17 protein-coding genes, 1 tRNA gene and 2 rRNA genes are annotated in these 26,222 nt (G+C 65.2%); 11 read left to right on the plus strand and 9 right to left on the minus strand.

Features of this window, described 5'->3' with window-relative positions:
* Positions 1–28: 28 nt before the first annotated feature.
* From fabF to Pla175_RS04535, 4 genes are all read right to left on the minus strand, one after another.
* Positions 29–1,267 carry a beta-ketoacyl-ACP synthase II gene (gene fabF / locus Pla175_RS04520; RefSeq protein WP_145281504.1) on the minus strand — a complete coding sequence of 413 codons (1,239 nt, stop codon included), beginning with the start codon at positions 1,265–1,267 and terminating at the stop codon, positions 29–31.
* A gap of 130 nt (positions 1,268–1,397) precedes the next feature.
* Positions 1,398–1,637: an acyl carrier protein gene (locus Pla175_RS04525; protein WP_145281505.1), complete on the minus strand. Its 240-nt coding sequence runs from the start codon at positions 1,635–1,637 to the stop codon at positions 1,398–1,400.
* 432 nt (positions 1,638–2,069) lie between these two features.
* Positions 2,070–2,858 (minus strand): 3-oxoacyl-[acyl-carrier-protein] reductase, encoded by a 789-nt coding sequence (gene fabG, locus Pla175_RS04530; protein WP_145281506.1) that lies wholly within the window; start codon positions 2,856–2,858, stop codon positions 2,070–2,072.
* A gap of 192 nt (positions 2,859–3,050) precedes the next feature.
* Positions 3,051–3,929 (minus strand): response regulator, encoded by an 879-nt coding sequence (locus Pla175_RS04535; RefSeq protein ID WP_197527268.1) that lies wholly within the window; start codon positions 3,927–3,929, stop codon positions 3,051–3,053.
* A gap of 311 nt (positions 3,930–4,240) precedes the next feature.
* Here Pla175_RS04535 and Pla175_RS04540 point away from each other — a divergent pair, with 311 nt between their 5' ends.
* The 5 genes from Pla175_RS04540 to Pla175_RS04560 all read left to right on the plus strand — a co-directional run bounded on the left by Pla175_RS04540 (position 4,241) and on the right by Pla175_RS04560 (position 10,343).
* Positions 4,241–5,698, plus strand: a complete 1,458-nt coding sequence (locus Pla175_RS04540) for a GGDEF domain-containing protein (RefSeq protein WP_145281508.1) — start codon at positions 4,241–4,243, stop codon at positions 5,696–5,698.
* Positions 5,699–5,833: 135 nt separating this feature from the next.
* Positions 5,834–6,202, plus strand: a complete 369-nt coding sequence (locus Pla175_RS04545; protein WP_145281509.1) for a hypothetical protein — start codon at positions 5,834–5,836, stop codon at positions 6,200–6,202.
* Positions 6,203–6,845: 643 nt separating this feature from the next.
* A 23S ribosomal RNA gene (locus tag Pla175_RS04550) occupies positions 6,846–9,665 on the plus strand.
* A gap of 213 nt (positions 9,666–9,878) precedes the next feature.
* Positions 9,879–9,987: ribosomal RNA gene (gene rrf, locus Pla175_RS04555) — 5S ribosomal RNA — on the plus strand.
* 74 nt (positions 9,988–10,061) lie between these two features.
* Positions 10,062–10,343, plus strand: coding sequence for a hypothetical protein (locus tag Pla175_RS04560; RefSeq protein ID WP_145281510.1), 282 nt, complete (start codon positions 10,062–10,064; stop codon positions 10,341–10,343).
* A gap of 3 nt (positions 10,344–10,346) precedes the next feature.
* Here the strand turns inward: Pla175_RS04560 and Pla175_RS04565 are convergent, their stop codons facing one another.
* Positions 10,347–11,291: a hypothetical protein gene (locus Pla175_RS04565; RefSeq protein ID WP_145281511.1), complete on the minus strand. Its 945-nt coding sequence runs from the start codon at positions 11,289–11,291 to the stop codon at positions 10,347–10,349.
* A gap of 267 nt (positions 11,292–11,558) precedes the next feature.
* Here Pla175_RS04565 and Pla175_RS04570 point away from each other — a divergent pair, with 267 nt between their 5' ends.
* Positions 11,559–14,921, plus strand: coding sequence for a beta strand repeat-containing protein (locus Pla175_RS04570; protein WP_145281512.1), 3,363 nt, complete (start codon positions 11,559–11,561; stop codon positions 14,919–14,921).
* A 76-nt stretch (positions 14,922–14,997) separates the two neighbouring features.
* On the opposite strand, the gene Pla175_RS04575 is transcribed toward Pla175_RS04570, so the two are convergent.
* On the minus strand, positions 14,998–16,440 hold the full coding sequence (locus Pla175_RS04575; protein ID WP_145281513.1) for an SLC13 family permease: 1,443 nt from the start codon (positions 16,438–16,440) through the stop codon (positions 14,998–15,000).
* Positions 16,441–16,571: 131 nt separating this feature from the next.
* Here Pla175_RS04575 and Pla175_RS04580 point away from each other — a divergent pair, with 131 nt between their 5' ends.
* Positions 16,572–17,609, plus strand: a complete 1,038-nt coding sequence (locus Pla175_RS04580; protein ID WP_145281514.1) for a molybdopterin-dependent oxidoreductase — start codon at positions 16,572–16,574, stop codon at positions 17,607–17,609.
* An 83-nt stretch (positions 17,610–17,692) separates the two neighbouring features.
* On the opposite strand, the gene Pla175_RS04585 is transcribed toward Pla175_RS04580, so the two are convergent.
* Together Pla175_RS04585 and Pla175_RS04590 are read right to left on the minus strand one after the other, a co-directional pair.
* Positions 17,693–17,777: transfer RNA gene (locus Pla175_RS04585), tRNA-Leu, on the minus strand.
* Between the two features lie 221 nt (positions 17,778–17,998).
* Positions 17,999–19,201 carry a DUF6786 family protein gene (locus Pla175_RS04590; RefSeq protein ID WP_231954188.1) on the minus strand — a complete coding sequence of 401 codons (1,203 nt, stop codon included), beginning with the start codon at positions 19,199–19,201 and terminating at the stop codon, positions 17,999–18,001.
* A gap of 391 nt (positions 19,202–19,592) precedes the next feature.
* On the opposite strand from Pla175_RS04590, the gene Pla175_RS04595 reads away from it, so the two are divergent.
* Together Pla175_RS04595 and Pla175_RS04600 are read left to right on the plus strand one after the other, a co-directional pair.
* A complete protein-coding gene (locus tag Pla175_RS04595) occupies positions 19,593–21,074 on the plus strand; it encodes a sugar MFS transporter (protein WP_145281515.1) in 1,482 nt (493 codons plus the stop codon).
* Between the two features lie 2 nt (positions 21,075–21,076).
* Positions 21,077–22,150, plus strand: coding sequence for an ROK family protein (locus Pla175_RS04600; protein WP_231954190.1), 1,074 nt, complete (start codon positions 21,077–21,079; stop codon positions 22,148–22,150).
* A 234-nt stretch (positions 22,151–22,384) separates the two neighbouring features.
* Here Pla175_RS04600 and Pla175_RS04605 read toward each other — a convergent pair whose 3' ends face one another.
* Entirely contained in the window at positions 22,385–23,494 is a 1,110-nt protein-coding gene (locus Pla175_RS04605) for a 3-keto-disaccharide hydrolase (RefSeq protein WP_145281516.1), read from the minus strand.
* Between the two features lie 475 nt (positions 23,495–23,969).
* Between Pla175_RS04605 and Pla175_RS04610 the strand changes: the two genes are divergently transcribed.
* Both Pla175_RS04610 and Pla175_RS04615 read left to right on the plus strand, forming a co-directional pair.
* The gene (locus Pla175_RS04610; RefSeq protein WP_145281517.1) at positions 23,970–25,526 is read left to right on the plus strand and encodes a sulfatase family protein; all 1,557 of its coding nucleotides are present in this window, start codon (positions 23,970–23,972) and stop codon (positions 25,524–25,526) included.
* 165 nt (positions 25,527–25,691) lie between these two features.
* Positions 25,692–26,210 (plus strand): DUF420 domain-containing protein, encoded by a 519-nt coding sequence (locus Pla175_RS04615; protein ID WP_145281518.1) that lies wholly within the window; start codon positions 25,692–25,694, stop codon positions 26,208–26,210.
* The last annotated feature ends 12 nt before the right edge of the window (positions 26,211–26,222 follow it).

Here is a 26,222-nt window from a genome sequence, read left to right on the forward strand (position 1 = left end):
TAACGCCTTGATCCAACGCCTCAAGCCCTCAGTCCAGCTTGCCGACGATCAGCGACGCGTTGTGGCCGCCGAAGCCGAAGCTGTTGCTCATTGCGATGCAGATATCGCGCTGCTTCGGCTGGTTGGGGGTGTAGTCGAGGTCGCAGTCGGGGTCGGGCGTTTCGAGGTTGATCGTCGGGGGCGCCACTCGGTCCCGGATCGCTAGGGCGGAGAAGATCAGCTCAACGCCGCCGCTGGCCCCCAGCAGGTGGCCTAACTGGCTCTTGGTGCTCGAGACGCTCACCTTGTGGGCGTGCGGGCCGAAGACGCTCTTGATGGCGACCGTCTCTGCCTTGTCCCCCAGCGGGGTGCTGGTGCCGTGGGCGTTGATGTAGTCGATCTGGTCGGGGTTGAGCTGAGCGCTCTTGAGCGCGCCGGCCATGGCCCGGGCGGCGCCGGCGCCGTGCGGGTCGGGCTGGGTGATGTGGCCGCCGTCGCCGCTGGCGCCGTAGCCCAGCACCTCGGCGTAAATCCTGGCGCCACGCGCCTGGGCGTGCTCCAGCTCTTCAAACACCACCACGCCGGCGCCCTCAGACAGCACAAAGCCGTCGCGGTCGGCGTCGAACGGCCGGCTCGCCCTGGGGGGGTCGTCGTTGCGCTCCGACAGGGCCCGCATGTTGGCGAAGCCGCTCAGCCCCATCGCGGTGCAGGCCGCCTCGCTGCCGCCGGTGAGCATCACGTCTGCGTCGCCGTACTGGATGCTCTTAAAGGCGTCTCCCATGGCGTTGGTGGCGCTGGCGCACGCGGTGGCCACCGCGTAGTTGGGGCCGCGCAGCCCGTAGCGGATGGAGACGTGGCCGCTAGCGGCGTTCACCATCAGCTTGGGGATGGTGAAGGCCGAGACCTTGCTGGGCCCCTTGGCGACCATCCGGCCGTGCTGCTCCTCGATCTCGTTCAGCCCGCCGACTCCGGAGCCGATGATCACGCCGCAGCGGAACGGCTCGACCGTGCTAAAGTCGATCCCCGAGTCGTTCACCGCGTCGATGGCGCTCACCAGCGCGAACTGGCTGAAGCGGTCGACCCGCTTCTGCTCCTTGCGCTCGATGTACGCATCGGGCTGCCAGTCCCAGATGTCGCCGCCAAAGTTGACTTTGTGGCCGGTGGTGTCGAACGCCTTGAGGCGGTGCACGCCCGACTTCCCGTCGAGGATGTTCCGCCACAGCTCGTCGACCTTCTGACCGAGCGAGGTAACGGCTCCCACGCCAGTGATGACAACGCGTCGCTTCATGTCGCATGCCCTCCAGTGCGGGCGCGGTAGGGGCGTGAATCAAACGCGCCGGGGGCGAGGACGACCCGGCTCACAACTGAAAACCCTTTGTGAGCCGGGGCGTCCCCGCCCCCGGCGCCTGTAGGCACGCCTACTTGTTCGCGTTTGCTTCGATGAACTCGACCGCCTGACCGACGGTTTGGATCTTTTCCGCGGCGTCGTCTGGGATGTTGATGTCGAACTCTTCTTCGAGTTCCATCACCAGCTCAACGGTGTCTAGCGAATCCGCGCCGAGGTCGTTCACGAACGAGGTCTCGGCGTTGATCTTGTCCTTGTCGACTCCGAGCTGCTCCGAGACGATGTCGCAGACGCGCTCCATGACGGAAGCCATGGCTTGTCTCCTCTAGAATGCCTGAGTTATCTACTGAACCGGGTTCCGATGAACCGTGATACGTTCTTGCCGTGTGACGCCGCCCATCGACGGCGATCCGGGTCGTTACGCTACTTCACGGCTGAGCGCGAGGGGCGTGACCGAGAGACGTCCCAAGAGACGTCTTTCGCCCGTTGGGGCTCCCGCCGTCGGTAGACTAGCTACCAAATTGGCCGGAACGCAACAAGATAGAGTGACTCCGCAAGACAGGTCAAGCCGTGTAGCGGCCGGGAGGGGGTCTCATGGCGGGTAAAGCGGCGGCGGGTTGGTCGATCGCGTTACGCCGGAGGCGGGGACGCCCCGCCCCTCAAGGCAAGTGGTTGGCGAGCCGGAGCGTCCCCGCCCCCGGCACTCGACCCCCGCGATGCGCCGGGAGGCCGACCCCCCCGGCTGCTAGCCGGTCATCCCGCCGTCAATGGTGAGCACCTGGCCGGTGACGTACGCCGCCGAGTCGCTGGCCAGGAACAACACCCCGTCGGCCACTTCTTCGGCCTCGCCCAGCCGCTGCAGGGGGATCCGCTGCTTGATGGCGTCGTGGAACGCGTCGCCCCCGGCTTCGGCCAGCACGTCGGTCATGTCGGTGCGGATAAAGCCGGGGCAGACCGCGTTGACCGTGATCTGACGCCGCTTGCTGGCCAGCTCCTTGGCCACGGTCTGGGTGAAGCCGATCACCCCCGCCTTCGAGGCGGAGTAGTTGGCCTGGCCCGGGTTGCCCATCAGCCCCGAGACGCTGGAGATGTTGATGATTCGGCCCGTTTTCTGCCGGATCATGACCTGTGCGCCGGCACGGGTGAACAAGAACACCGACCTCAGGTTCGTGGCGATCACGGCGTCCCAGTCGGCGTCTTCCATCCGCGGCAGCAGGGTGTCTTTGGTGATGCCGGCGTTGTTGACCAGCACGTCGAGCCGGCCATGGGCGGCGACGACGTCGTCGACCGTTTTCTGGGCCGCGGCCGAGTCTGTCACGTCGCAGACGTGGATGCTGGCCTTGCCGCCGGCGGCCTCGATCTCGCCAGCCACGGCTTCAAGCTTCTCCTGGCTCCGCGCCACAAGCGCGGTCGTGGCGCCAGACGCCGCGAGCCGCAACGCGATCGCCCGGCCGATGCCGCGCGAGGCGCCGGTCACCAGTGCTACACGCCCAGAAAGGTCTACCCGGATTTGCCCCGCCGCTGGTTCGCTCATCACTTTTTTCCCTGCACGCCGCTCGAGTTGTCGGCCACGCCACCGTAGCGGGCCGCAGGCCGCAAGCTAACTCGCGGGCCGTGCCGCGGTAAGGGGGATCGCTCCGGATCACGCAGCAGCGAGCCGGGCCCGTGGGGCTGTAGGGTCGGCCATTGGTTCGGCCGGCGTTTTGCCGTTCTGCCCCTCTGGCCGCTAGCCGTCGAGCAGAAACTGGCCTCCGATGTCGTAAAACCGGGCGATCGGCTGGCACCGGGTGACGCGGATGGCGACACACAGTGTGGTCGAGGCGATGCATTCCGCCGGCCAGGCGAGCGCCAGGTAACCCTCGGAGACCGCCCGGGTGTTGAGCAGGCGGATGCCGCTCTGAGACAGGTCTCGGATCGCGATCTTGAACGGATCGCCGGCCGGCTCCAACGCGCGGGTGATGGGGGCCGCGACGGCGGTCGCTAGGCACGTGACCCGTTTGGCCGACCGCCGCACCTGCGTGGAGCCGTCGCGCTGGGCCTCGGCGTCGGCCGCAGCGTCCGCGGCGGCCGTGCGGCTCGCGAACTCAGAGATCGCCGGCGGTGGATCGGCTAGCGGCGCCGGGCTAGCGTCAAGGGCTTCTTTCAGAAGGGCTTCGGACGCCTTCGAGCGCTCGAGGATCGATTCCTCGATCCGCAGCAGGAGCTTCTGCGGCGCCGCGGGCCGGCCGTCGGCGCCCTCGCCGGCAAGCTGCTCGACGCGCTCGGCCAGAAACCCGAAGTCAACGGGTTTCACGTAGGTGTCGTCGACGCCGCGGGCGCGCAGGTCCGCCAGCAGCCGCGGTTCGTCCAAGCCCGACAGCACCACGATCCTCGGCGGGTCGGGGCGGTCGAGCAGGTTGCACGCCAACGCATGGCCGTGGAACTCGGGCATCCAGAGCTCGGTCACCACCACGTCGTAGGAGTGGGCGTCGAACATGGCGAGCGCCTCGGCGCCGTTGCTGGCCCGATCGCACTGCATATTCCGCCCGGTCATGGCGCGGTGCGCCACGTCACGAACCGTGGGTTCGCTGTCGACGATGAGCGTGCGGTAGCGCGTCTGCCCCATGACCCGGGATCGAAAGAAAAGTGTAAAAATTGGACAAAAAAACTGAGGTGATCGCGGGCCCAGCGCACGTGGCGCCTCGCGATTGCTCCCCTGAACTTTAGGTCGCGCGCCGGCTTCACTGTGGCCGTTCCCTCGGCTTTTCGGCATCCCGCGGCCGCGCTTGTGGCGCGGGGCGCGCTCTCGCAACCGTTACCTTCGACAAAACAGGAGTGCAATCTGCGGGCCAAGCAGCTTTGACAGCGTGCATTGCCGACCTAGGGTTCAGCAATTCAACGTCCAAACGACCCCTGTCGAACCTCGGATTCCGACCGATGCCCCCCGAAACCCCCGATATGCTGCCGCTGCTGGCCGTAAATCTAGCGTTTGCTGTCGTAGCGCTTGCGATTGGTTTCGTGGCCGGCGCCTGGTTTCTCGGCGGCCGCCGTGCTGTGGCCGCAAAGCCAGCCGGGCAGGAACCGACCGATACCCGGCTAGACAAGCAGGTAGCGATCGAACGCGCCATGATGGCCAGCGACCGCCTGCGCGACCTCGCCTCGGGCGTCGCCTCCAACGTCGGCGAGCACAGCTCAAGGATCGAGGCGATCAACCAGGGGCTCGTCGCCGCTCGCAACTCCGACGAGGCCACGCGCGGGGGCGTCATGGCCCAGGCGCTCAGCGATATTGTCTCCGCCAACGAGCAGCTTCAGCAGCAGCTCGCCAAGGCCGAGCGGCAGATCCAGTCGCAGGCCCAAGAGATCCGCACCTTCGAGTCCGAGGCCCGCACCGACTCGCTGACTCAGCTCAACAACCGCCGCGCCTTCGACGACGAGCTGGCCCGCCGCTACGCCGAATGGACCCGCAAGCAGACCCCCGTGTCGCTGCTGCTGCTAGACGTAGACCACTTCAAGAAATTCAACGACACCCACGGGCATCAAGCAGGCGACGAAGTGCTGCGGTCCGTCGCCAAGACGCTGCGGGCGAGCACCCGCGAGATGGACCTCGCCTGCCGGTACGGCGGCGAAGAGTTTGCCGTGATCCTGCCGGCGACCCACGCCCGGGACCTGGCCGCGCTGGTCGATCGGATCCGCACCTCGATTGCCGAGACCAAAGTGGTTTTTGAAGGCAAGAAGCTGAGCGTTACCGCCAGTTTCGGCCTGGCCGAGGTCGCCGCGGGAGACGAGGTGAACACCCTGCTCAAGCGGGCGGACGAGGCCCTGTACGCCAGCAAGGACGCCGGCCGCAACTGCGCCCACCTGAACGAGCAGGGCGCCAACCTCCTCTTCACGCCGGGCGCCGCGATGGCGGCGCCCCCCGAGGTCGTCGACACCCCCAACCTCGACGCACTCCCCAACCGCACCAAGTTCGCGGAGGAACTGCGGCGGCGGATCGCCGAAGCCAAACGCACCGCGGCTGATATCGGCGTGATTGCGTTTGAGGTGCGTGACATCGAGCAGATGAAGCGGCAACTGGGCGAATCCGTGGCCGTGACGGCCCTCGACGCCGTGGCGCAGTTCCTTGCCTCGACCATGCGAGAGATGGACCTGCTCGCCCGCCTCGAAGAAGCCCGTTTCGTGCTGATGCTTCCCGGTTCGGGCGCCGAAACAACCGACATGGTGGCAGAGCGCATGAGCGCCACCCTGGCCGGCTGCCGCTTCCCGGCGGGGGGCCGAGAAGTCTCAATGTCTGTCGCTACCGGCGCCGCCTCGATCCAGGGCGACGACACCGCGGCGAGCGTCATCCGTCGGGCCGAAGGGGCCTTGGCCAAAGACCTGCAACCGGCGCCCGTCTAGTCGACGCCCGAGGTTTCTCCGAGAAAACGGCTGAATCGCGAGCCGAGGAAGGGGGATATGATCGCCCCGCACGCCGCCAGCGGCTAACCTGATCGGCGATCAGGATAGCCAGATAACTCAGGCGGGACCCGTGCCGTGACAACCTCCCAAACGCCGCCACCGGGCCTGCGCTTCGGCATGCGTGGGCTGCTTGGCGCCATGACCGCGGTCGCGGTGCTCGCGGCCATCGGCTCGATCCTGCCCGGCTCGGCCGCCTCGATGTTGGCGTCGACGCTGTTGATCGGGATGGGGCCCTCCGCCTCAATCGCCGCGGTCGTCTACGGGAGAGGCTGGAAGCAAGCGTTCGGGATCGGCGCCTCGGTCCCGTTCGCGATGTTCTTGCTCCAGGGGGGATGGCGTCCTTCATGCTCCGCCAGAACGACGGCATTTGGCTGGTGCTCATCTGGATCCTGGTGCTCGCGGGCCTCTGTGGCGCGGTCGCCGTTTGGGTACGCAGAGCGGTAATTGAAGCCCCTGGCGAGTAATGCCCCGGGCGCCCCTTGCTCTCCGGCCAGACGCCGATAGAATTCGGGACTTCGCCAAGTGACCCATGCGGTCGCCGCGGCCCCTGTCTCTCCGAAAGTCGGAGAGACGCTTCCTCCCGAAAACGTTTCAGGGGGGAGTTGACGGGTCGAGGCCCCGCAGGTAATCTTTGCGATTCTCCGCTCCGGGCAACCGGGGCTCATGTCAGCCGATCAGTCGGCCGACTTGAAAGCGGAGGCCGGCAGGATGTGGCCGGTGTTGCGGCGACCAAGAAGGGCTTCGGCCCGAGGCGGTTGTCGCGGCGAATGCTGTTTGACAATTTGGTGATGCAAGAGTGGCATCTTTAAGATTCGAAGGGTGCCCTTCGTTCCCAGGCCGGCGTCTGTGGCTTGGTCAAACGAAGGGTGTTCATTCGAACGAGCTCAATTAGTTCTTAGACAAGAAGTTTGGTTACTCATTTTCGTGGGTTCCGTTTTTGATTAGGCGGCCGCCTGTTTTTCAGGTGGAGCAGACCCACGAGACATGTTTGGTAGCAAGCTTCGGTCGAAAAGCTTGGGCTCCGATGCTTTGCGGGGTGCGAAAGCGTTCTGTGGGGCGGAGGAAAACAAGAGCGTTCGATCGATGCGGCCAAGCTACTAAGGGCGCATGGGGGATGTCTTGGCATCAGATGGCGATGATGGGCGTGGAAGTCTGCGAAAAGCCCGGGGGAGTTGACAAACAAGCGATGATCCCGGGATGCCCTAGCAAACGCAGGGAACTGAAACATCTAAGTACCTGCAGGAAGAGAAAGAAAACTCGATTTCCTAAGTAGCGGCGAGCGAAATGGAAATAGCCCAAACCGCTGAGGTTTCCTCAGCGGGGTTGTAGGGCCCTTCACATGGGAGTCATAAAATCGTCGGGAAGCGGAACCTTTTGGAAAGTTGGACCAAAGAGGGTGACAGTCCCGTACGCGAATCTTGACGATCTCCCGAGGGGTACCTGAGTAGGTCGGGTCACGTGAAACCCCGACTGAATCCACGGGGACCATCCCGTAAGGCTAAATACTCTCTGATGACCGATAGTGAACTCAGTATGGTGACTGAAAGATGAGAAGAACCCCTTTTAGGGGAGGAACGTGAACCTGAAACCATGCGCCTACAAGCGGTCGGAGCACTATGAATCAAGTGTGACGGCGTGCCTTTTGCATAATGATCCGGCGAGTTACTGTCCACGGCTTGGTTAAGGTCTTACGGACCGAAGCCTCAGGGAAACCGAGTCTGAATAGGGCGATTTGTCGTTGGCAGTAGACGCGAACCCAGTGTGAACTACCCATGAGCAGGTTGAAGCGCGGGTTAAACTGCGTGGAGGACCGAACCCACTTGGGTTGAAAACCGAGGGGATGACTTGTGGGGAGGAGTGAAAGTCTAATCAAACCTGGAGATAGCTCGTTCTCTCCGAAATGCCTTTAGGGGCAGCGTCGAGCCACTACGTGGTGGGGGTAGAGATACTGATTTGGTTTGGGGCCCTTCGCGGGGTACCCTGCTGAGCCAAACTCCGAATACCATCACGACTATCTCGGCAGTGAGTCCGCGGGGGATAAGCTTCGCGGTCAAGAGGGAAACAACCCAGACTACCGGCTAAGGTCCCGAATCTATGCTCAGTCACTAAGGAAGTTGAATTGCTGAGACAACCAGGATGTTGGCTTAGAAGCAGCCATCATTTAAAAAGTGCGTAACAGCTTACTGGTCGAGCAATTCTGCGCCGATAATGAACGGGAGTAAGCATAGAACCGAAGCCGTAGAATCCACCTTCGGGTGGTTTGGTAGGAGAGCGTTCTTGGTCAGATACAAGCCGTACCGTAAGGAGCGGTGGTGGGGCCAAGAAGTGATTATGCCGGAATGAGTAACGATAAGGCAGGTGAGAATCCTGCCCGCCGAAAGCCTAAGGTTTCCTGGGGAAGGTAATTCCGCCCAGGGTGAGCCGGTTCCTAAGGCGAGGCCGAAAGGCGTAGTCGATGGATAGCAGGTTAATATTCCTGCGCCCGTCGTGTGGACTGAAGCAGGGACGGCACTCGGATGGTGAGGGCACGGATAGAAATGTGCCTGGCCGCAAGGCTAACCCCGTTTACGTTGGGTATGTCACCTGAGGAGTGTCCAAGAAAAGCTGCGTAGGATCGAAGCACGCGGACCGTACTAAAACTGACACAGGTAGGCGAGACGAGTAGTCTAAGGCGCTCGGGAGAATGGTGGTTAAGGAACTCTGCAAAATGGCCCCGTAAGTTCGCGATAAGGGGCGCCCACCGCAAGGTGGGCCACAGCAAATCGGCTCTATCGACTGTTTATCAAAAACACAGGACTCTGCTAACACGCAAGTGGATGTATAGAGTCTGACGCCTGCCCGGTGCCGGTAGGTTAAGGTAGGAGGTTCGTTCTTTAGAACAAAGCTTCCAACCGAAGCCCCGGTAAACGGCGGCCGTAACTATGACGGTCCTAAGGTAGCGAAGTTCCTTGTCGGGTAAGTTCCGACCTGCATGAAAGGCGTAACGAGTGGAGCACTGTCTCAACCACCAACCCGGTGAAATTGTAGTCGTGGTGAAGATGCCACGTTCCCGCAGCTAGACGGAAAGACCCCGTGAACCTTTACTGTAGGCTGATATTGGGTTGTGGCCTGTGATGTGTAGGATAGGTGGGAGGCTTTGAAGCCGTGGCGCTAGCCATGGTGGAGCCGTCGTTGAAATACCACCCTTTACATGCTTTAATTCTAACGTTGATTCCCGTGAAACCGGGCAACGGACAGTGTCAGTTGGGCAGTTTGACTGGGGCGGTCTCCTCCCAAAGAGTAACGGAGGAGCCCAATAGGCGTCCTCAGCCTGGTTGGCAATCAGGCATCGAGCGTAAAGGTATAAGGATGCTAAACTGCGAGACTGATAGGTCGAGCAGATGTGAAAGCAGGGCTTAGTGATCCGGTAGTCCCGTATGGAAGGGCTATCGCTCAACAGATAAAAGGTACTCCGGGGATAACAGGCTTATCGCTCCCGAGCGTCCACAGCGGCGGAGCGGTTTGGCACCTCGATGTCGGCTCATCACATCCTGGGGGTGGAGAAGCTCCCAAGGGTTTGGCTGTTCGCCAATGAAAGTGGTACGTGAGCTGGGTTCAGACCGTCGTGAGACAGGTCGGTCCCTATCTACTGTGGGCGTACGAAACTTGAGAGGGTTCTTCTTTAGTACGAGAGGATTTAGAAGGACGTCCCTCTGGTGTTCCTGTTGTCGCGCTAGCGGCACGGCAGGGTAGCTAAGGACGGAACGGATAAACGCTGAAAGCATCTAAGCGTGAAGCCCGCCTCGAGATTAGGTTTCGTTGGTCAATGACCGAAAGTCCCCTGGAAGACTACCAGGTTGATAGGTCGGATGTGTAAGCATAGTAATATGTTCAGCTAACCGATACTAACGGACGAATGCTTGGCCGCATTGATCAAACGCTCTTGGTTTGATCCCATCCCCAACCCGTCTTCGCCCGAAGACGACGTTGCGGCTGAGATCGCTAAGAACTGATTGAGCAATCCACTCTTGCAACACCAGCCACTTTACAGTGGCGTCAAACATTCACATCCAGCCTGGGTCGCACCTGCGACTCGGCTCGCGATCAAGCCCGCCCGGGCCTACCGGCCCGGCGGGTTTCTTCTGGCGACCATATCCGAAAGGAAACACCTGTCCCCATTCCGAACACAGTAGTTAAGCTTTCGGAGCCGATGATAGTGCCTACCAGTGCGAAAGTAGGTATCGCCAGATTTTATGACCCCGTCCGACCCTAAAGGTCGGACGGGGTTTTTTTGTGCTCGTACTACCCGGATCGGTTGATCACGATGAATAGCGGCGACTCTTGGAAGAAGGTCTTCACCGGCTGGCCTGCGGCCCTCCCGAAACGCGGCTACGCCGTGACCACGCTCAACGAGGCGATCCCGTTCAAGGGCTTTGTTGTCTCCGGTGAGATGGTCGCGTTTGACCGCACCAATCCGGACCCCGTTGGCTCTCGCGTGATCTTGGTGGAGTTCGCGTCGATCGCCCTGCTCCGGATCATCGATCCGATCGGCGCCGAAGCGCTCGCGCCCTTTGGGTTCAGCGGCGCGTTCTCGGCCAATTCGTAGCCGCTACAGGTCGTCGGTCCGTTTGGGCTGCCGCGACATCGCTTCCCGCAGCAGGTCGTCGGAGAAGAACCGCAGCCGGGCGGGCGACCGCGGGCGAATCTTCCCGTACGTTAGCTCGACGCAGGCCGCGAGCCGCGTCCAGGTGAGTCGCTGCGGATCGCCTCCGGAGCTCCCGGGTGGGCCGTACTTCTTGCGGAGCGACTCCGCCAAGTGGTGCACCGCGTCCGGCGGCAGGAACGCCGTGATCTGGAACAGGCTGCCGTCGAGGAACTGGTAGAGCAGCAGCTCGGTCGGTTCTCCAGCGATCGTCGGCGGGTCGTTCTCTTGAGGGTACTCGATACGCGCGTGCACGATCCCCGCCGCCGAGTGCCAACGCTCTGCCAATAATGCGTCGTCGCGCACGCCCGGCGCCGCGTCGGAGCAGTAGGGCGCCGGGTGGGGTGAGGTCGCCACGTTGCGGCGGTACTTGGTCTTGAACTCGATCAGCGACATGCCGATCTTGTCCCCTTTCAGCTCGAAGGGGTCGTAGTAAGCGTCGCTCTCGGCCGCCGCGGCGGGGTCCGCCTTGCGGGCCAGGCCTTCGGCGAGCATCCCGTAGATCCCTTGCCGCTGAGTAGCAGAGAGCGGCTCGGTCATCCGGCACTCGATGCCGGAGGCCAGCTTCTGACCCGAAGAAACCAGGTCGGCCAGGCTGTCTACGCCGAATTCGTCGAGGTCGAGCAAGCAGAGGACGCCGGCGCACCCGCGGCGACCCAGCTCTTGCAGCATCTCATCGAGCGTGGCTTCGCCCAGCGGCCGCTGCCCGGGCTGGGTGATCTGCGACTCACCCCCCAACGAGGGGATCCGGAGACGGGCCCCGCACTTCATGCACTTGCCAGTCTTGCCGGCGAACTCGTCCTTGATCAGGAGGGTCGCGTGACAGCCGGCGCATTCGAGGGTGATGGCCATTCCCGTAGGTGGTTAGAGGGGGAAGACGGCCCGCCGAGTTTGCCCTGATCTATCTTAGCCTCCGCGTGTGAGGGAGTCATTATCTCTTTCCCGAAGTGAGCGGAAGCGGCGGTGTTGGCCGCCCGCGAGGAGGGGACACGCCGTCGTACTGCCGCCATTGGGCGGACAGAAATCTACCGGCGAGCCAGAAAATGCTTGAGTTCGGCAAGCCGCAATGTTAGTTTCTTGGCGCGTCCCTCCCCCCTTCTCAGCGGAGCGCTCGGCGCCATGAACGCGCAATCCCTGCCGGCGGCGGCCCGTTTCACCCGCCTGCTTGGCCTGATCGTCTCGGTCACCTTCGTTGGCGGTTCGGCGAAGGCCACCAACTTTGTCGCCAGCGGGGCGACGGCCGTCGGCGACTTTTCCAACCCGCTTGTTTGGTCGCCCAACGGCGTTCCGGGCCCGAACGACACGGCGCTGCTCAACGACAACTCACTCGAGGCAGGGGGGCCTTCGCTGAACCTCACCGCTAACACCACCGTGCAACAGTTGACGTTGGGCGCGACGAACCCGCTTGGAAAGTCGGCGCGGCTCGACCTGAACGGGTTCAACCTGGTCGCTTCTGGCTCCATCACGTTGGGATTGGGGGGAGGGCTCAGCTTCCTCGATGGCCGCTCGGCAGGCGGTTCGCCCCACCTCGAGACCCCCTCGCTGCTGATCTCTGGCGTCAAGAACGACGGCTTCAAGCTGTTCACGAACGACCGGGCGACGAATCTGACGGTGCAATCGGGGGCGCGAGCAACCGTCACAGATTCGCAGAACGTCTCGACATCGGTGCTGTTGGCGGGCGAGGCAACCATGCTGACCCTGGAGACGCCCCTCACGCTGGGCGCCGATCTGCTCATCCGCGGCACGGGCGCCAATGAAGCGATCGTCGACGCCCAGGGCCACGCGATCACCGCCCGCCACATCCGGATCGGTCAGTTCGGTTCCGCCGGCGACATCCAGAACGACGGGGTGATCCACGCGACGCTAGACCTAGAGGTGAGCCGGGGGACGTTCACGCTCGACGCCAACGACGTGGTCGATCGCGGCGTGGTGGCCACCAATGAAGGGGTGTTGACGCTCGACGCGGCGACCGCCTCGCTCGATGCTTCGGCGCTGAGCGGGGGGCGGATTAACACGGTGGCCACGGGGAACCTGTCGCGTTCGGTGCTGGTGGACGGCTTCCCAAACGGTGGCCAGGGCAGCCTGCTCGACCTGGGCGCCGACCTATCGTTGACCGAAGACCTGGTCATCCGTGGCAACCAAGCCAATCAGGCGGTGGTCGACGCACACGGCTTCGACATCGTAGCGCGTGACATCCGGATCGGTCAGTTCGGAAGCGCCGGCACGATCCAGAATGATGGCGTGATCCACGCCACACGCGACCTGGAGGTGAGCCGAGGGACGTTCACGCTCGACGCCAACGACGTGGTCGATCGCGGCGTGATGGCCACTAATGAAGGTGTGATGACGCTCGACGCGGCGACCGCCGCGATAGACGCGTCGGTCTTCAGCGGGGGGCGGATCAACACGGTGGCCACGGGAAACCTGTCGCGATCGGTGCTGGTGGACGGCTTCCCAAACGGGGGCCAGGGCAGCCGGCTCGACCTGGGCGCCGACTTGGCGTTGAGTGACGACCTGGTCATCCGCGGCAACCAAGCCAATCAGGCCGTGGTCGATGCGCATGGTTTCGACATCGTAGCGCGTGACATCCGGATCGGTCAGTTCGGAAGCGCCGGCATGATCCAGAATGATGGCGTGATCCACGCCACAGGCGACCTGGAGGTGAGCCGCGGGATGTTCACGCTCGACGCCAACGACGTGGTCGATCGCGGCGTGGTTGCTTCCAGCGAGGGCGTGCTGTCGCTCGACGCCTCGACCGCAGCGCTAGATGCTTCGGCGCTCAGCGGGGGGCGGATCAACACGGTGGCCACGGGGAACCTGTCGCGTTCGGTGCTGGTGGACGGCTTCCCGGCCGGGGGCCAGGGCAGCCGGCTCGACCTGGGCGCCGACTTGGCGTTGACGGAGGACCTGGTCATCCGCGGCAACCAAGCCAGCCAGGCCGTGGTCGACGCGCACGGTTTCGATATCGTAGCGCGAAGCATCCGGATCGGTCAGTTCGGTTCCGCCGGCGACATCCAGAACGACGGGGTGATCCACGCGACGCTAGACCTAGAGGTGAGCCGGGGGATGTTCACGCTCGACGCCAACGACGTGGTCGATCGCGGCGTGGTGGCCACCAATGAAGGGGTGCTGACGCTCGACGCGGCGACCGCCTCGCTCGATGCTTCGGCGCTGAGCGGGGGGCGGATCAACACGGTGGCCACGGGGAACCTGTCGCGTTCGGTGCTGGTGGACGGCTTCCCGAACGGTGGCCAGGGCAGCCTGCTCGACCTGGGCGCCGACCTGGCGTTGACGGAGGACCTGGTCATCCGCGGCAACCAAGCCAGCCAAGCCGTTGTCGACGCGCACGGTTTCGATATCGTAGCGCGAAGCATCCGGATCGGTCAGTTCGGCTCCGCCGGCGACATCCAGAACGACGGGGTGATCCACGCGACGCTAGACCTGGAGGTGAGCCGGGGGGCGTTTACTCTAGACGCCAACGACGTGGTCGAGCGCACCGTGGTGGCTTCCAGCGAAGGGGTGTTGACGCTCGACGCGGCGACCGCCGCGCTAGATGCGTCGGTAGCTTCCGGCGGTCGGATCAACACGGTCGCGACGGGCAACCTTTCCCGTACGGTCTTGGTCGATGGGTTCACCAGCGGGCAGGGGAGCCGGCTCGACTTGGGGGCCGACCTGACGCTTTCCGTAGACCTCACGATCCGCGGCAGCGGCGCGAACGCTGCGGTGGTCGACTCGCACGGCCATGACATCACGGCACGCAATGTCAGCGTTGGTCAGTTCAACAGCAGCGGCGCCCTGCTGAACGACGGCCTGCTGAGGGCCGACCGCCTGTTCGTCGAACGCAGCACCCTCACCCTCACCGGTGGCGACGACGTTGTGCAGGCAGAGATCGACCTCCGCACCGCCGCGACGTTGGCCGTTACGCAGGGGGGCGACGAAGAGAAGGGTCTAACCTTCAACGGCGCCACGCTCGACATCCTGGACACAAGCGTGCTGAGCCTCAACTTCGACGCGAACACAAGCCCCGCTCAGCTCGAACTCGACTTCGCCTTCCGCTGGAAGAACCCCGTCGGCGGCGACCGCATCGCCGCGATCAACAGCCTGGTTTCGGCCGGGCGGATCGTGATCAACTCCCCGGTGCAGACGGTGGTGTTCGACAACGACGACGGCTACACCTACGTCGGCCTGACCCCCGACCCCGCGATCCTGGCCGGCGACTACAACGGCGACGGCGCCGTGGACGCGGCCGACTACACCGTGTGGCGCGACAACTTGGGGATGCCCGAAGGAACCCTGATCAACGACATCAGCGTCGGCCCCGTCGGCGAGGCGCAGTACCTGGTGTGGAAGAACCGCTTCGGCAACACCCTGACGCCGGCTGTAGGCGCAACGGCCGTCCCGGAGCCGAGCGTTGCAACCCTCTGCCTGCTGTTGCTAGCACTCTCGGCGAGCCGTCGGCGTCAGCCGACGGAGTGCTTCTGAGAGCCTGCGGCGGTGGGCGAGATCTGTCGCTAGTTTAAGCACACCGGTGGCTGACGCCGACGGCTCGCCTAAAGTTCTACATCCACCGCAGCGCCCAAACGCACCACGCCGTCACGATCAGCGGCCCCACCGTACCCAGCAGCAGCCCGCCGGGGAGGAAGTCGTAGGCCCGCAGGCGGCCCGAGCTGAAGACGATGGCGTTGGGGGGCGTGCTGATCACCAGGCAGGCCGCCAGCGATGCGCACAGCGCGATGGGCACGATCAGCCGCTCGTCGCTGCGGGCCATGAATGCAAGCGCCAGCGGCAGCACCATGTTGGCGGCCACGGTGTTGCTCATCAGGTTCGACAGCGCGACGGTCAGGTAGCCCAGGCCCAGCACCAACTGCCACGGCGCCAGCCCGTCGAGCGGCAGCCGCTCGACGATCCACTCAGCCAGGCCGGTCTGGTCGATCGCCACGCCAAGCGACAGACCGCCGGCGATCAGCAGCAGGATGTCCCAAGGGATGCGGCGCAAATCGAGCGGCGTGAGGATGCCGGCGGTGGTGAACACGCAGATCGGCAAGAACGCCACCACCGCGGCGGGCACGCCGTGCCAGGGGCTGCTGAACCACAGCAGCACGGCCGCCAGGAAGACTACCTGCACGACCCACAACTGCCACCCCGGGGCGGGCCTCGCGGTGCGTAGCTGGAACGTCAGGGCGTCGCCCGGGCGGAAGGCGCCGCCGCGCAGGTAGAACGCCGTCAGAAAGCCCCACAGCAGAACGATCAATAGCGCGGCCGGCGGAACCGCCAGCACCATCCAACCGAAGAAGTCGACGGTGCGCGCGCCGGTCGCAGCGCCGCTCTCAACGCCGTCGGCCAGCACCCCTACGGCGATCGCGTTGGGGGGCGTGCCGATGATGGTCCCCATGCCGCCGATGCTGGCGGCAAACGCCACGCCCAGCAGCAGCGCGCGGCCGAGCCTGTCGCGCTGCCCCGGCGCTCCCATTAGCGGACCAATGATGGCGAACATCAATGCGGCCGTGGCGGTGTTGGAGATGAACATGCTGAGCACGCTGGTGATGAGCATCACCCCCATCAGTACCATCGCGGGGCGCGTGCCGAACAGGCCCAGCGTGCTCAGGGCCAGCCGGCGGTCGAAGCCGGTCTTCTCGGCGCCGGCGGCCAGGCAGAAGCCGCCGAAGAAGAGCCAGATAAGGGGGCTCCCCCAGGGGGCGACAAACGCCTCCCAGTCGCGCGGCCCCGTGGCGAACACGCCGCCGGGGTGGCCGAGGATGGCGATCTCCAGGCCGATCACCAGCAGGCTGGTAGCGACCGCCGGGATCGCCTCGGTCACCCACATGCCCGCGGCGAACACCAAGATCGCCAGCGTCCAGCGGCCCGCCGGTGAGATGCCGGCGTGCTCGGGCACGATCGCCAGCCCCCAAGCCAGCGCCACGCAGGCCGCGATCAATGCCAGCGTCCGCGGGGCGCCCCGGAGCGGCCAGCCCGGCGTGTCGGCTGGGTCAGCGGTGGTCATCTTGGGGCGGTCCTGCGGGAGGAGGGGAGCGATCGAGCAGGCCGAAGTCTCTTCCCTCGGCCCGCGGTGTGCAACCTGCGCCGGGGGCGAGTCGCGCTGGCCCGCAAGAGCGATTAAGATACCCTCTACCCATGACGCCGAACGAACCCCAGCTACCCCCGAACCAACAGCTCGTCGCCGCAGGCAAGTGGCCCGTGGTGGGGGAGCGTGCGCCGCGGGCCGACGAAGCGCCTTGGGCGATCGCGATCGAGGGGCTCGTCGACCGGCCCGCCCGGCACGCCCTCGAAACGCTTTGCGGCCGGCCGCTGGTCGAACGCACCGTTGATATCCACTGCGTGACGCGGTGGTCGAAGCTGGGGGCGAATTTCGGCGGGTTGCGGCTGTTCGAGCTGCTCGACGAAGCGGGGGTCCAATCTGCCGCGCGGTATGTCTCGTTCGTGTCGCGGAGCGCGCGCGGGCACTCCACGTCGTTGCAGCTGGACGAATGCCGGGCGCTCGACCCGCTGATCGTGTTCGAGCACGAGGGCCGGCCGCTGGAGGTAGAGCACGGCGGCCCGGTGCGGGTGGTGGTCGAAGGGAAGTACTTCTACAAGAGCGTGAAGTGGCTCGAGACGGTCCGGCTGCTGGCCGACGACCGCTTGGGCTACTGGGAAGCAGAAAGCGGCTACCACAACGGCGCCGACCCTTGGCGGGAAGAGCGGTACATGGCGCCGTCGCTGTCTAAACGCGAGGCAGAGCGTCTGATCGCCAGCCGCGACTTCTCGCACCGCGACCTGCGGAGCATCGACGCCGCGGACCGCGACCTCACCGGGCTGCGGGCGGTGGGGGCGCTATTGCGCGACGCCAACTTCCGCCGCTGCCTGCTGACGGGCGCCGACCTGCAAGGGGCGAACTTCTCCAACGCACACCTAGAAGACTGCCAGGCGCGTGACGCGTCGTTCCGCAACGCCGATCTCGAAGGGGCAAACCTGAACGGCGCCGACCTCAAAGGCGCCGACCTGCGAGGGGCGTCACTGCTGGGCGCAACGTTCAGCGACGAAGACGGCATCGAGACAGGCCGCGGCGCCCGCATCGACGGCTCGACCCGGATGGACGCCGCAGCCATCGAGCAACTGGCGCCTCCGCAGCGGCTGTACGTCGAGGCGCATCGGCCGGACGTGGGAGGTTGACCCAACGACGCAGCCCCAATGACTAACCATCGCTTGCGCGGTTTGGTCATTGGGGCCTGGAAATTGTGGCTTTCCACCGACAGTGGCCGAGGCGGGAGTCGAACCCGCATGGTGGTTGCCCACCGACGGATTTTAAGTCCGTTGCGTCTGCCATTTCGCCACTCGGCCAAGTCTATGCATGGCAAGGGTTTGCGTCGATTTGCCCTGGCTCCGCCAGGGCGCCGAACCGCTGCTTTCCCGCCATCCACGCCCCCGCAATCGCTCCGGCCGCTACCGGCAGCGCGCGGCGGGCCGCGGCATTCTAGCCGCTAAGGCGACCCGAATGCGAGTCGCGTCTTCCTGGTGCAGCGGCCGCGGACGGTTTCCTACGGCGTGCCAGGTGAGAGCGACTATTGCGCAAAGGCGTTTCGGATAGCCTCCAGGCCGACCCCGAGCATGGCTTGGGCGATTGGGTCCAGCGCCTCTTCGCTCCCTTGCAGGTGGATCGTCCGGTGCCGGTGGGTGGCGGACGCCCCCGGCCGCAGGGCCAGGGCGGGGGACGAGCTTTCGAGTTCGTAGAAGCTGCCCAGGTTTCCGTCGTCGTTGTAGCTGTTCACCGCGTCGCCGCTGAACGGCTCGTCCTGCAGCTCCCACATCGAGTTGACGTAGTCGGAGGCGTCGGGCGGCAGCGTGAACTGCACCAGCGTTAGCGTGTGGGTCGCGGAGTCGTAGCTGCCCAGCACCGGCCTGGCGCGGCTCGGCGTGAGCCCGATCTTGCTCCGCTTCTGTGCGTCGGCGCGGAAGAAGAGGACGTCGTCTTCCACCACCAAGCGATCCGCGGGCACCTTGCCGAAGTAGTCGTCGTTCACCACAACACCGCGCTCAGCGACCGACCCCTTCTGGTAGGGGATCACGACGGCCGATTCCGGAGAGGCCCGGAACATGCCGAGGACCCAGATAGAAAGCAGCCCCGAGTCCTTCTTCCACGCGTTCTGCCCCGCGTTGGCGATCGAGTTGATCGACTCAAACGCGACCGCGTCGACCTTCGGAGGGAGCTCGGTCCCCAACTCCTTGAGGGCGTCCCCGGCGTCCAGCAGCCGCACCTCTCGCTTGACATCGATGTTGAATTGGGCGCCGGAGTAGTTCACCAGGTCGATCCGACGCGACAACGTGACATGCTCGTCGGACTTGCTTTCTACCTCGAACGGCTCGGTGTCGAGCGACGGGGGGGTGAACCAGTGCTCGAGGTCGAACGGGGCGCCCTCGGCGAAGAAAATCGAGAACTGCCCCCCTTCGGGCCCGAGCCAGAAGCGGTCCTCTCCGCCGAACACATTGATGTGGGGCTCGACCTTGCCCGACGCGATCAGCTCGCGGTTGATCCAGCCGAAGCTATCGCCCTGGGCGCCGCGGGCGGTGCTGGTCATCACGCGCCCTTGCCAAGCGGGCGCCACGATGAGCTGCGACTGGCCCGAAGCATCCTTCAGCACGACGACTTCGGTGTGCGGACGCAGGAACGCCGCGTCGTCGCCAAACGTAGCGGCATGGCCTGTAGCACCGGCGCCAGTAATCGTCATGAGTGTCAACACGAGCAGGTGAGGGTGCAATCGCTTCATAGCAGGGGCGCCTGAGGGTCGAAGAGCAGTCAAGTTGCAGGGTACAACGCACCATCGGCTGGGCCGTGTGGACGCATAACGCTGGTCCAATGGCGGGGGCAGCGCCGGGCGCCATTATTTGCTTCCGCGGGGCATCCTCGCAAGCAGGGCCGCTGCGGCTGGGGCGTTGGCCCTCGGATCAGGGACGGCCGAGCCGCTCTTGACCAGCGTAATTGGAAGCGGCCGGCCTTGCTTCTTTAGGCGGGCATTTGGGACTCGCGGCCGATGGCTCCATCACATTCGTGCTGATAGACTGCTCGCCAAGGGGTCATCTCGGCCCCCGCTAGTCTGAGTTAGGTCGCCCCTTGGACGACAATCTTCAATCCCGCATTCAGCCGAGACAGGTAACCGTATGCCAGGCCTGACCAGCACGCCCCCGAGCAGCAATGAGGGCGATCCTTCTACCGGCAGCGGCGCTTCTGGCGGCGTCGCCTACGCGGCGGGGCCGTTTGCGATCGTGACAGTGCTGTTCTTCTTCTGGGGGTTCATCACCGTGATGAACGACGTGCTGATCCCCTTCCTAAAGGAGAGCTTCACCCTCACGTATTTTCAGGCGGGGCTGGTGCAGTTCGCGTTCTTTGGGGCGTTCTTTGTCGTCTCGCTGATCTACTTCCTGGCGTCGCTTTCTAGCGGAGACCCGATCAACCGCATCGGCTACCAGCGGACGATTGTCATCGCGCTGGTGATCTGCGCCGCCGGCTGCGCGTTGTTCGCGCCCGCCGCGGGCGCGGTGTCGTACCCGTTTTTTCTCGGGGCGTTGTTCTTGTTGGCGACGGGGGTGACTATCCTGCAGATCGCGGCGAACCCCTACGCGGCCATCCTCGGCAGGCCGGAGAACGCCTCGGCGCGGCTCAACCTGGCGCAGGGGTTTAACTCGCTGGGGACCACCATCGCGCCGATCGCCGGCGGACTGCTGCTTTACGAGGTGTTCGCCACGGGGGGCGAGGTGACGCTCGACGCCATCAAGACGCCGTACCTGATCTACGCGGGCATGTTCCTGTTGCTGGCGGTGTTGGTTGGCCTGAGCAAGCTGCCGTCGATAGGGGGGGGCAAGAGCACGGGGGGCGGCAGCGCGCTGGCGTTCCCCCAACTCCGGCTGGGGATGGCGGCCATCTTCCTCTACGTCGGCGCCGAGGTGGCCATCGGCAGCTACCTGGTCAGCTTTATGTCGCACGAGAGCGTGATGGGGTTTGCCGAAGGCGTCGCCAGCGGCTTCCTGGCCTACTACTGGGGCGGAGCGATGATCGGCCGGCTGTGCGGCGCCATCGCTATGTCCGATTCGAAGGACCCCGGCAACAAGCCGCTGTACATGGTCCTTACCGCCGTGGCCCTCTCGGGGCTCATTTACCTGGTGACCGCAGTCCGTTTTGAAGAGGGCCAGCTAGCGCTCCGGTTCATGCCGATCATCGACGTTGCGCCCTACCTAGTGCTGGTGGGCCTTTGCCTCGCCGCGTTTGCGATCTCCCGGGGCAAGCCGGCGGTTGTGCTGGCGGTGTTCTCGGTGGCATTGGTGGCGCTGCTGCTGGTGGCGGCCGTGTCGACCGGCAAGATCGCCCTGTGGGCCGCGCTCGGCGCGGGGCTGTTCAACTCCATCATGTGGTCGAACATCTTCACGCTGGCGATCGACGACCTCGGCGAACACACCTCGCAGGGCTCGTCGCTGTTGGTGATGATGATCGTCGGGGGGGCCCTCATCCCGCTGGCGATGGGGCACGCGGCCGACCTGTACGGGATCCGCGCCGCGTTCTTCGTGCCGGTCCTTAGCTACGTCTACATCGCCTTCTACGGCTGGTGGAGCCACCAGCGCCTCGCCCGCAAGCACCGGATGGCCTAGCCGTGATCTCGAACGACAACCGGGTTGTGCTGACGCTCGACGCCGGGGGGACCAACTTCGCCTTCGCGGCCATCCGCGCAGGGGAACGGATCGCTGGGCCGGTCACGCTCCCCTCCGCGGGCGACAACCTTCAGCAGAGCCTTGCCAACCTGTACGAAGGGTTTGAACGCGTGGCGGCGCTCGCGGGGGGCGCGTTCTCGGCGATTAGCTTCGCCTTCCCCGGGCCGGCCGACTACCGGCAGGGGGTGATCTACAACGTCGGCAACCTGCCCGCGTACGCCGGCGGCGTCCCCCTGGCCGAGCTGCTGGGCCAACGGTTCGGCGTGCCCGTGCACATCAACAACGACGGCGACCTGTTCGCCTTTGGCGAGGCGATCGCGGGGATGCTGCCCGAGGTGAACGCGCGGCTCGAATCGATCGGCGCCGCGCGTCGCTTCCGCAACCTCATCGGCCTGACCCTGGGGACCGGGTTCGGGGGCGGGGTGGTGCTGGATGGCAAGCTGCTCGCAGGCGACAACTCCCTCAGCGGCGAGGTGTGGCTGATGCACAACGGCGGGCAGCCCGGCGTGAACGCCGAAGAGGGGGCGAGCATCCGCGCCGTTACCCGCGCCTACGCGGCCGCGGCGCCGGGGGCGCCCCCCGAGCTCACCCCCCGTGATATCGCCGAGATTGCTCGGGGCGAGCGCGACGGCGATCGGTCGGCCGCGCGCGAAGCGTTCGCCCAGCTCGGCCGCACCGTCGGCGACGCGGTCGCGAACCTCGTGACCGTGCTAGACGGCCTGGTGGTGATCGGCGGAGGCCTCTCGGCCGCGCACGCGCTCTTCCTGCCGGCGTGCCTTGAGGTAGTGAACGGCCGCTTCCCTTCGGCGCACGGGGCGTCCCGACGGTTGGTGCAGCAGGCCTACAACCTAGAAGACGCACCAAGCGCCGAGGCTTTCTACAACGCCGCAAACGCCACGGGCGCGTCAGGCCAACTGCCCCCGTACCAGCCGATCACCGCGATCGGCGTCTCTCGGCTAGGCGCCAACGAGGCCGTAAATGTTGGCGCCTACGCCGTGGCGCTCGGCGGCGCGTAGCTTGGCGGGCCGCCTCGTTCTTAGGAACAGCTCCGCCAGCTTAAAATCAACCACGAAGACCACGACGGGGCACGAAGGACACACGAAGGCATCGCCATGGACCGATCGTGTCCTTCTCGTCCTTGGTGTCCTTCGTGGTTAAGTTTTTAGATGGATGGACTTGTTCTCGATCCATCTCTCAACTTCACGAGGCCGGCAACAAGCTCAGCCGCCGGCCTGCGACCCGTCGCAGATTCACTCGGGCGCGCCCGCTTCAGCGCGGTGCGAACGGTACTGGCCCCCGCCAAGAAAGAACTCCAGGCTTGCGCCCTGCCGGTCGGCGTCGTCGTAGAACAGAACGTGGCCGTCCGTGTACCGCAGCAAGAACTTGTTGTCGTCGGCGGGCATGAGCTCAAGCGGGACCCTCCCCGGCGCTTGCAGTCGCAGGCGCCCTTCTTTCAGTGAAACCTCGAAGGGAGTCTCGTCTCCGACCCCGTAGCTCCCGACCAACGCTTCGAGCCGGGCGAGCGAAACCGGCACGTAGGGCCGGATCACGGAGGGGCCCCGCGTGTCGGCTTCGGGCAGGTCCCGCACCCAGATATTGCGGTAGCGGACCGGGTTGCCGTGGTCCTGCAGGGCGAGCGGCAGACGCTCCGCGTGCGGCTCGTAGGGGAAGTTTTGCAGCCACGAGGTGGGCCCCCACAACCGGCGATCAATCTGCACCCACACGCCGTTGTGGATCACGTCGATCCGCGCCGGCTGGAGCAGATCGCCCTGATGGTCGAACCGGGGGCGGCGGAACAGGATGTCGTACGACTGCCACTCGCCGGGGGGCAGGCAGGCGTTTACCAGCGGCGGGTACTGCCCGTAGATCGCGGCGGCCTGCCCGTCGGGGTAGGTCTCGCTCTGAAACGAGTCGAGCACCTGCACCTCGTACTCGCCCATGAGGAACACCCCGCTGTTGCCGCGTGCCTGCCCAACCCCCGCGGGCTTGGCAGGCGCCGCCCACTCCAAGTGGAGCTGGATGTCGCCGAATCCGTCCGCCGAGATCAGCTTGCCGCTATCGGGCACCGATTCCATGTAGCCGTCGCGGATCACCCAACGCGCGGGCCCTCCCTCCTCCGAACGCCACTCAGTCAGATCGGCGCCGTCAAACAACACGCGGGCGTCGGCCGGCGCCGGCGTCGGCAGCGAGAGGGGCGCGGGTTGCACTACCCTCGGCTGCGGGCGGTCCATGTCGTGGATCAGCCAGCCCGAAGGGGTCTGGGCCGATGCGTCAACTCCCAGGCCGATCAGCCCGAGCACAAACACGCACGCCCAGGGGGCGCAGGAACATCGGTCGAAAGCGGGCGTTCTTGGCTGCATCTTTGATGACTGCTCTGGTAGAGAAATTATCTGGGAGAACTGGAGCCTGTTTGTCAGCCGCGATCGCGCCCTTGCACCCTGGTGCAAACGAACGTTGGCGGTGCGTACGGCCCGGGACGAACAGGGGACGATTCTTGGCAAAAAGGGGGCGCTTCGACCCGGTCGAAGAAGGCGGACGGGTGCGGTCGACGCCTGGCACGGGCTTGGCAGGCGCCGCTCCGCGCGGGGTCGATACGCCTGGGGCGACTCCGGGCATTCTAGTCACAGGGTCAGTGAAGAGAAAGAACGGCGGAACGTTGGGGGCGCCCGGGCCTCAGGATAGGCTGTACTGCTCGTGACACAGCCCTGGCGGAAGTCGCCAAACCAGCAGGCGGAGATTAGACTGGGCTTCTGTTCTGTCGGGGCGCGCCGCCGGGGTCCAAGGCCCGGGTCTGCCGCGCACGCTAGCTCCCTTCACCCGGACCCGAGAATCCGCATGAGTTGCAAACCGAACGCTGCTGGTCAGCGACGCCTTTTCTCCGTACTTGTGGCCGGCGCGGCGCTTGCGGGCGTTGCGACGCTAACGGACGCGTGCCAAGCGGCCGACGCGTCTTCGTCGAAGCCGAACATCGTGTTCATTCTTGCCGATGATCTTGGCTACGGGGACGTGCAGTGCCTGAACCCCGAGCGGGGCAAGATAGCGACCCCCTCGATGGACCGGCTGGCCCAGCAGGGGATGACGTTCACCGACGCCCACACCAGCTCCTCGGTTTGCACGCCCACGCGTTACTCGATCCTGACGGGCCGCTACAACTGGCGGACCCGTTTGCAGCAAGGCGTGCTCTACGGTTATGACAAACCGCTGATCGCCGACGACCGGCTCACGGTGGCGGGTTTCTTGAAGCAGCACGGGTACGCCACGGGCGCCATCGGCAAGTGGCACCTAGGGATGGACCTGCCGACAACCGACGGCGCGCCCATCAACAACAACAACCCCAAGAACATCGACTGGCAAGCAAAGGTCGAGAACGGCCCGGTCACGCGAGGTTTCGACTACTTCTACGGCATCACCGCCTCGCTCGACATGCCCCCCTACATCTACATCGAGAACGACAAGTTCGTGGGCCAGGGGACGGCGACCAAGGCCTTCAACCGAAAAGGGCCGGCCGAACCCGATTTCGAAGCGGTCGACGTGCTGCCGATGATCGGCAAGAAGGCGGTCGAGTTCATCTCCAAGCAAGACGCCTCAACGCCCTTCTTCGCGTACATCGCCTTCACGTCGCCCCACACGCCGATCCTGCCGTCGGCCGAATGGCAAGGCAAGAGCGAGCTGGGCAAGTACGGCGACTTTGTCATGCAGACCGACGCGGTGGTGGGAGAGATCATCGACGCGATCGACGCCGCGGGGCTGGCCGACAACACGATCGTGATCGTCACCAGCGACAACGGGTGCTCCAAGGCGGCAGACATCGCCGGCATGCAACGCAAGGGGCACTACCCCAGCGCTCACCTGCGCGGCTCGAAGTCGGACCTCTGGGACGGCGGCCATCGGGTGCCCTTCTTTGTCCGCTGGCCCGCGGTGATCGAAGCCGGCACGACGTCCGACCAGCTCGTCGGCCAGCTCGACCTGATGGCCACCTGCGCCGACATCCTTGGCGAGTCCGTCCCCGACGGCTCCGGCGAGGACAGCGTCAGTTTCCGGCCGGCGCTCAGCGGGCAACCGATCGATTCAACGCGGGCGGGCCTCGTTCACCACTCGATCGGCGGCTACTTTGCGTACCGCCAGGGCAAGTGGAAGCTGCTGCTCTCGCGAGGTTCCGGCGGGTGGTCGGCGCCCAACGAGAACCGTGTCCCCGAAGGAAGCCCCGTCGCTCAGCTCTACGACATGGAGTCCGATCCGGGAGAAACCAACAACCTCTACGAGTCGCGTCCCGAAGTCGTCAGCGAGCTGCTCGGCCAGCTAACCGCGGATGTCAAGAATGGCCGCAGCACGGAAGGGGCGAAGGCCAAGAACGACGTGGATCGCGTAGTGGTCTGGAAGGGCAAGAAATAGGCCCCGCTTGCGGCCCACCCGCGGCGTTCCATGCGGTGCGCCATGCCGTCCGGCAGCACCGGCGGGGCGCCGCCAGCAATCCGTGGGCTTTGCTCGCATCGCCGTTGGGTGGTCGAGTGGGGCGCCGCTACAATCGGGGTTCGCCCCGCCCCCGGCCCGCCCCCTATGCCCGACGCTGTCGCTCCGCTTGAACTGCTCGCCTCGCTCCCCGGCTACGACGGGTTCTTGGGGACGCGGGCCTCGTTCATGCTCGATTTCGTGTTCGTGGCGATGCTGGCTGTTCTACCCGTAATGGGCTGGAGCATCTGGATGGTGCGCAGCCGGCGCGCGTACACGCTGCACAAATGGACTCAGGTAACCTTGGCCGTGGTGCTGCTGGCGGCGGTGGCGGCATTCGAAATCGATATGCGGATGCACGGCTGGCAAGAGCGGGCCGTAGCGACCGCCGCCGGGGGAGTGCCCGCGGCGGTGTGGGGCGCCCTCTATGTCCACTTGGTGTTTGCGATCAGCACGGCCGTGCTTTGGCCGATCGTCATCGCGCGGGCGTGGCGCCGGTTTGCTTCGCCGCCGGCGCCCGGCGCCCACAGCCGCAGCCACCGCTTCTGGGCGCGGCTGGCGGCCATCGACATGACGCTGACGGCGCTCACCGGCTGGGCGTTCTATTGGCTGGCGTTTGTGGGGTGAGCCCAGTAGTGG

The sequence above is a fragment of the Pirellulimonas nuda genome, from assembly GCF_007750855.1.
GTDB classification, from domain to species: Bacteria; Planctomycetota; Planctomycetia; order Pirellulales; family Lacipirellulaceae; genus Pirellulimonas; species Pirellulimonas nuda.

Bases quoted from the DNA above. Each gene is read 5' to 3' on its own strand.
- fabF (WP_145281504.1), bottom strand. From the start codon at position 1,267: ATGAAGCGACGCGTTGTCATCACTGGCGTGGGAGCCGTTACCTCGCTC.
- Pla175_RS04525 (WP_145281505.1), bottom strand. From the start codon at position 1,637: ATGGCTTCCGTCATGGAGCGCGTCTGCGACATCGTCTCGGAGCAGCTC.
- fabG (WP_145281506.1), bottom strand. From the start codon at position 2,858: ATGAGCGAACCAGCGGCGGGGCAAATCCGGGTAGACCTTTCTGGGCGT.
- Pla175_RS04535 (WP_197527268.1), bottom strand. From the start codon at position 3,929: ATGGGGCAGACGCGCTACCGCACGCTCATCGTCGACAGCGAACCCACG.
- Pla175_RS04540 (WP_145281508.1), top strand. From the start codon at position 4,241: ATGCCCCCCGAAACCCCCGATATGCTGCCGCTGCTGGCCGTAAATCTA.
- Pla175_RS04560 (WP_145281510.1), top strand. From the start codon at position 10,062: ATGAATAGCGGCGACTCTTGGAAGAAGGTCTTCACCGGCTGGCCTGCG.
- Pla175_RS04565 (WP_145281511.1), bottom strand. From the start codon at position 11,291: ATGGCCATCACCCTCGAATGCGCCGGCTGTCACGCGACCCTCCTGATC.
- Pla175_RS04570 (WP_145281512.1), top strand. From the start codon at position 11,559: ATGAACGCGCAATCCCTGCCGGCGGCGGCCCGTTTCACCCGCCTGCTT.
- Pla175_RS04575 (WP_145281513.1), bottom strand. From the start codon at position 16,440: ATGACCACCGCTGACCCAGCCGACACGCCGGGCTGGCCGCTCCGGGGC.
- Pla175_RS04580 (WP_145281514.1), top strand. From the start codon at position 16,572: ATGACGCCGAACGAACCCCAGCTACCCCCGAACCAACAGCTCGTCGCC.
- Pla175_RS04590 (WP_231954188.1), bottom strand. From the start codon at position 19,201: ATGAAGCGATTGCACCCTCACCTGCTCGTGTTGACACTCATGACGATT.
- Pla175_RS04595 (WP_145281515.1), top strand. From the start codon at position 19,593: ATGCCAGGCCTGACCAGCACGCCCCCGAGCAGCAATGAGGGCGATCCT.
- Pla175_RS04605 (WP_145281516.1), bottom strand. From the start codon at position 23,494: ATGCAGCCAAGAACGCCCGCTTTCGACCGATGTTCCTGCGCCCCCTGG.
- Pla175_RS04610 (WP_145281517.1), top strand. From the start codon at position 23,970: ATGAGTTGCAAACCGAACGCTGCTGGTCAGCGACGCCTTTTCTCCGTA.
- Pla175_RS04615 (WP_145281518.1), top strand. From the start codon at position 25,692: ATGCCCGACGCTGTCGCTCCGCTTGAACTGCTCGCCTCGCTCCCCGGC.